The sequence below is a fragment of the Christiangramia aquimixticola genome (genome assembly GCF_048285835.1).
GTDB classification, from domain to species: domain Bacteria; phylum Bacteroidota; class Bacteroidia; order Flavobacteriales; family Flavobacteriaceae; genus Christiangramia; species Christiangramia aquimixticola.
In genome coordinates this window covers 1-290 of record NZ_JBLVTL010000266.1, presented here as the reverse complement: position 1 = coordinate 290, position 290 = coordinate 1, and the positions used below count along the sequence as shown (strand labels likewise).

The window sequence follows — 290 nt, the reverse complement described above, 5'->3', positions numbered from 1 at the left end:
GTTGAAAACAGCTTTCTTTCCTAAATTCAAGACGAATACGTAGCAATCCCTGATTGACCTTGAGATTTACAATATGAAACCAACCCTTATCATCGGCGGCGGAATCGTCGGTTTGTTTACCGCCTATTTTCTCACTAAAGAAGGCATAGCAGTCGAGGTCATCGATCAGACCGACATGCAGGACAACTGCTCCACCGGCAACGCAGGTATGATTACACCAAGCCACATCATTCCCTTGGCCGCACCGGGAATGATCAGCAAGGGCATTGCTTGGATGTTTTCTTCTAAAA

1 protein-coding gene is annotated in these 290 nt (G+C 46.2%); it reads left to right on the top strand.

The genetic code is table 11. The annotated features are described in order from the left end of the window. Window positions 1-73: 73 nt before the first annotated feature. A partial coding sequence (locus tag ACNKXV_RS14430) for an FAD-dependent oxidoreductase (protein ID WP_417908402.1) occupies window positions 74-290 on the top strand: 217 nt, incomplete at its 3' end.